The following is a 5568-nucleotide window of genomic DNA, read 5'->3' on the forward strand; positions in this document are numbered from 1 at the left end:
ACAAAACCCCTACCTGCTTAGCAGATAGGGGTTTCGGAATTTAATCTTGACGATGACCTACTCTCACATGGGGAAACCCCACACTACCATCGGCGATGCATCGTTTCACTACTGAGTTCGGGATGGGATCAGGTGGTTCCAATGCTCTATGGTCGTCAAGAAATTCTGTAGCCAGCGCGCCTTTCGGCGTTCCAGCAAATCGGGTATGTGATATCAAGTGTGAGTCGCAAACTTTCGGTTCGTTTCGTCTTCACAACACCGCAATCTGCTCATTCGACGCAAATTGCTTGGGTGTTATATGGTCAAGCCTCACGGGCAATTAGTATTGGTTAGCTCAACGCCTCACAGCGCTTACACACCCAACCTATCAACGTCGTAGTCTTCGACGGCCCTTTAGGGGATTCAAGATCCCAGTGAGATCTCATCTTGAGGCAAGTTTCCCGCTTAGATGCTTTCAGCGGTTATCTCTTCCGAACATAGCTACCCGGCAATGCCACTGGCGTGACAACCGGAACACCAGAGGTTCGTCCACTCCGGTCCTCTCGTACTAGGAGCAGCCCCTCTCAAATCTCAAACGTCCACGGCAGATAGGGACCGAACTGTCTCACGACGTTCTAAACCCAGCTCGCGTACCACTTTAAATGGCGAACAGCCATACCCTTGGGACCGGCTTCAGCCCCAGGATGTGATGAGCCGACATCGAGGTGCCAAACACCGCCGTCGATATGAACTCTTGGGCGGTATCAGCCTGTTATCCCCGGAGTACCTTTTATCCGTTGAGCGATGGCCCTTCCATACAGAACCACCGGATCACTAAGACCTACTTTCGTACCTGCTCGACGTGTCTGTCTCGCAGTCAAGCGCGCTTTTGCCTTTATACTCTACGACCGATTTCCGACCGGTCTGAGCGCACCTTCGTACTCCTCCGTTACTCTTTAGGAGGAGACCGCCCCAGTCAAACTACCCACCATACACTGTCCTCGATCCGGATAACGGACCTGAGTTAGAACCTCAAAGTTGCCAGGGTGGTATTTCAAGGATGGCTCCACGCGAACTGGCGTCCACGCTTCAAAGCCTCCCACCTATCCTACACAAGCAAATTCAAAGTCCAGTGCAAAGCTATAGTAAAGGTTCACGGGGTCTTTCCGTCTAGCCGCGGATACACTGCATCTTCACAGCGATTTCAATTTCACTGAGTCTCGGGTGGAGACAGCGCCGCCATCGTTACGCCATTCGTGCAGGTCGGAACTTACCCGACAAGGAATTTCGCTACCTTAGGACCGTTATAGTTACGGCCGCCGTTTACCGGGGCTTCGATCAAGAGCTTCGCGTTAGCTAACCCCATCAATTAACCTTCCGGCACCGGGCAGGCGTCACACCCTATACGTCCACTTTCGTGTTTGCAGAGTGCTGTGTTTTTAATAAACAGTCGCAGCGGCCTGGTATCTTCGACCGGCATGAGCTTACGGAGCAAGTCCTTCACCCTCACCGGCGCACCTTCTCCCGAAGTTACGGTGCCATTTTGCCTAGTTCCTTCACCCGAGTTCTCTCAAGCGCCTTGGTATTCTCTACCCAACCACCTGTGTCGGTTTGGGGTACGGTTCCTAGTTATCTGAAGCTTAGAAGCTTTTCTTGGAAGCATGGCATCAACCACTTCGTCGCCTAAAGGCAACTCGTCATCAGCTCTCGGCCTTAAGATCCCGGATTTACCTAAGATCTCAGCCTACCACCTTAAACTTGGACAACCAACGCCAAGCTGGCCTAGCCTTCTCCGTCCCTCCATCGCAATAACTAGAAGTACAGGAATATTAACCTGTTTTCCATCGACTACGCTTTTCAGCCTCGCCTTAGGGACCGACTAACCCTGCGTCGATTAACGTTGCGCAGGAAACCTTGGTCTTTCGGCGTGGGAGTTTTTCACTCCCATTGTCGTTACTCATGTCAGCATTCGCACTTCTGATACCTCCAGCAAGCTTCTCAACTCACCTTCACAGGCTTACAGAACGCTCCTCTACCGCATCACCTAAGTGATACCCGTAGCTTCGGTGCATGGTTTGAGCCCCGTTACATCTTCCGCGCAGGCCGACTCGACTAGTGAGCTATTACGCTTTCTTTAAAGGGTGGCTGCTTCTAAGCCAACCTCCTAGCTGTCTAAGCCTTCCCACATCGTTTCCCACTTAACCATGACTTTGGGACCTTAGCTGACGGTCTGGGTTGTTTCCCTTTTCACGACGGACGTTAGCACCCGCCGTGTGTCTCCCATGCTCGGCACTTGTAGGTATTCGGAGTTTGCATCGGTTTGGTAAGTCGGGATGACCCCCTAGCCGAAACAGTGCTCTACCCCCTACAGTGATACATGAGGCGCTACCTAAATAGCTTTCGAGGAGAACCAGCTATCTCCGAGCTTGATTAGCCTTTCACTCCGATCCACAGGTCATCCGCTAACTTTTCAACGGTAGTCGGTTCGGTCCTCCAGTCAGTGTTACCTAACCTTCAACCTGCCCATGGATAGATCGCCCGGTTTCGGGTCTATACCCAGCGACTAAACGCCCTATTAAGACTCGCTTTCGCTACGCCTCCCCTATTCGGTTAAGCTCGCCACTGAATATAAGTCGCTGACCCATTATACAAAAGGTACGCAGTCACCTAACAAAGTAGGCTCCCACTGCTTGTACGCATACGGTTTCAGGATCTATTTCACTCCCCTCTCCGGGGTTCTTTTCGCCTTTCCCTCACGGTACTGGTTCACTATCGGTCAGTCAGTAGTATTTAGCCTTGGAGGATGGTCCCCCCATATTCAGACAAAGTTTCTCGTGCTCCGTCCTACTCGATTTCATGACTAAGAGATTTTCGCGTACAGGGCTATCACCCACTATGGCCGCACTTTCCAGAGCGTTCCGCTAATCTCAAAGCCACTTAAGGGCTAGTCCCCGTTCGCTCGCCACTACTAAGGGAATCTCGGTTGATTTCTTTTCCTCAGGGTACTTAGATGTTTCAGTTCCCCTGGTTCGCCTCTTGCACCTATGTATTCAGTACAAGATACTCAGCTTATGCTGAGTGGGTTCCCCCATTCAGAGATCTCCGGATCAAAGTCTGTTTGCCGACTCCCCGAAGCTTATCGCAGGCTACCACGTCTTTCATCGCCTCTGACTGCCAAGGCATCCACCGTATGCGCTTCTTCACTTGACCATATAACCCCAAGCAATCTGGTTATACTGTGAAGACGACATTCGCCGAAAATTCGCAAAACTCTTAAGAGTCACTCACAAATTTTACCTTAGCCTGAACAAACACCAGTGAAAGTGCTGTCCAGTCTATCTTTCTATCACATACCCAAATTTTTAAAGAACGATTCTGAAAAAGTTCAGAAATCAATATTCGATGCGAATATTCATTTCTAAGCTTTGACACGGTAGCACTACCAAGCGGTAGGGGGTGGTGGAGCCAAGCGGGATCGAACCGCTGACCTCCTGCGTGCAAGGCAGGCGCTCTCCCAGCTGAGCTATGGCCCCAACAAGAAACTGGTGGGTCTGGGCAGATTCGAACTGCCGACCTCACCCTTATCAGGGGTGCGCTCTAACCAACTGAGCTACAGACCCAGTTAAGAGCTGTTACCGATATCGTCTTCTTCAATGAATCAAGCAATTCGTGTGGGAGCTTATAAGCCAGCTGATGTCTGTCGATTAAGGAGGTGATCCAGCCGCAGGTTCCCCTACGGCTACCTTGTTACGACTTCACCCCAGTCATGAATCACACCGTGGTAACCGTCCTCCCGAAGGTTAGACTAGCTACTTCTGGTGCAACCCACTCCCATGGTGTGACGGGCGGTGTGTACAAGGCCCGGGAACGTATTCACCGCGACATTCTGATTCGCGATTACTAGCGATTCCGACTTCACGCAGTCGAGTTGCAGACTGCGATCCGGACTACGATCGGTTTTGTGAGATTAGCTCCACCTCGCGGCTTGGCAACCCTCTGTACCGACCATTGTAGCACGTGTGTAGCCCAGGCCGTAAGGGCCATGATGACTTGACGTCATCCCCACCTTCCTCCGGTTTGTCACCGGCAGTCTCCTTAGAGTGCCCACCATAACGTGCTGGTAACTAAGGACAAGGGTTGCGCTCGTTACGGGACTTAACCCAACATCTCACGACACGAGCTGACGACAGCCATGCAGCACCTGTGTCAGAGTTCCCGAAGGCACCAATCTATCTCTAGAAAGTTCTCTGCATGTCAAGGCCTGGTAAGGTTCTTCGCGTTGCTTCGAATTAAACCACATGCTCCACCGCTTGTGCGGGCCCCCGTCAATTCATTTGAGTTTTAACCTTGCGGCCGTACTCCCCAGGCGGTCAACTTAATGCGTTAGCTGCGCCACTAAAATCTCAAGGATTCCAACGGCTAGTTGACATCGTTTACGGCGTGGACTACCAGGGTATCTAATCCTGTTTGCTCCCCACGCTTTCGCACCTCAGTGTCAGTATGAGCCCAGGTGGTCGCCTTCGCCACTGGTGTTCCTTCCTATATCTACGCATTTCACCGCTACACAGGAAATTCCACCACCCTCTGCCCTACTCTAGCTCGCCAGTTTTGGATGCAGTTCCCAGGTTGAGCCCGGGGATTTCACATCCAACTTAACGAACCACCTACGCGCGCTTTACGCCCAGTAATTCCGATTAACGCTTGCACCCTCTGTATTACCGCGGCTGCTGGCACAGAGTTAGCCGGTGCTTATTCTGTTGGTAACGTCAAAACAGCAAGGTATTCGCTTACTGCCCTTCCTCCCAACTTAAAGTGCTTTACAATCCGAAGACCTTCTTCACACACGCGGCATGGCTGGATCAGGCTTTCGCCCATTGTCCAATATTCCCCACTGCTGCCTCCCGTAGGAGTCTGGACCGTGTCTCAGTTCCAGTGTGACTGATCATCCTCTCAGACCAGTTACGGATCGTCGCCTTGGTGAGCCATTACCCCACCAACTAGCTAATCCGACCTAGGCTCATCTGATAGCGCAAGGCCCGAAGGTCCCCTGCTTTCTCCCGTAGGACGTATGCGGTATTAGCGTTCCTTTCGAAACGTTGTCCCCCACTACCAGGCAGATTCCTAGGCATTACTCACCCGTCCGCCGCTGAATCAGAGAGCAAGCTCTCTTCATCCGCTCGACTTGCATGTGTTAGGCCTGCCGCCAGCGTTCAATCTGAGCCATGATCAAACTCTTCAGTTCAATACTGCTTGGGTTTTGAGAAAACCCTAAACTTGGCTCAGCAATCTCAAAATGAACTATTCGATTTCTCGTATAGCCACTTGTGATGCTGATAATCTTTTTGACTATCAGTCTGAGCTCACAAGCACCCACACGAATTGCTTGATTCGATTGTTAAAGAGCGGTTGGTTAAGAGCTTTTCGTCTCAACCGAGGCGCGCATTCTACGCTTTCCTCTGTGTCTGTCAAGCGTTTATTTTGAAGTTTTTCAGAATTTCCTGTTTAACTTCAAACGCTTAACTCGCTACGATCTCTCGTCAGCGGGAGGCGAATTCTACAGAACTTAACGTTGCTGTCAACTGCCTTTTT

The 5568-nt window shown here is 51.2% G+C and carries 2 tRNA genes and 3 rRNA genes; all 5 read right to left on the reverse strand.

The features are described from left to right. Positions 1-44 precede the first annotated feature (44 nt). The 5 genes from rrf to DCO48_RS22390 all read right to left on the reverse strand — a co-directional run bounded on the left by rrf (position 45) and on the right by DCO48_RS22390 (position 5221). A 5S ribosomal RNA gene (gene rrf, locus DCO48_RS22370) occupies positions 45-160 on the reverse strand. Between the two features lie 138 nt (positions 161-298). Beyond that, a 23S ribosomal RNA gene (locus DCO48_RS22375) occupies positions 299-3189 on the reverse strand. Between the two features lie 247 nt (positions 3190-3436). Then, a tRNA-Ala gene (locus DCO48_RS22380) sits at positions 3437-3512 on the reverse strand. A 10-nt stretch (positions 3513-3522) separates the two neighbouring features. After that, positions 3523-3599, reverse strand: a tRNA-Ile gene (locus tag DCO48_RS22385). A gap of 85 nt (positions 3600-3684) precedes the next feature. Beyond that, a 16S ribosomal RNA gene (locus DCO48_RS22390) occupies positions 3685-5221 on the reverse strand. The 16S, 23S and 5S rRNA genes sit together here with 2 tRNA genes alongside, the layout of an rRNA operon. Positions 5222-5568: the final 347 nt, after the last annotated feature.

The organism is Pseudomonas sp. SDI (assembly GCF_003105155.1).
In the GTDB taxonomy this organism is placed as follows: domain Bacteria; phylum Pseudomonadota; class Gammaproteobacteria; order Pseudomonadales; family Pseudomonadaceae; genus Aquipseudomonas.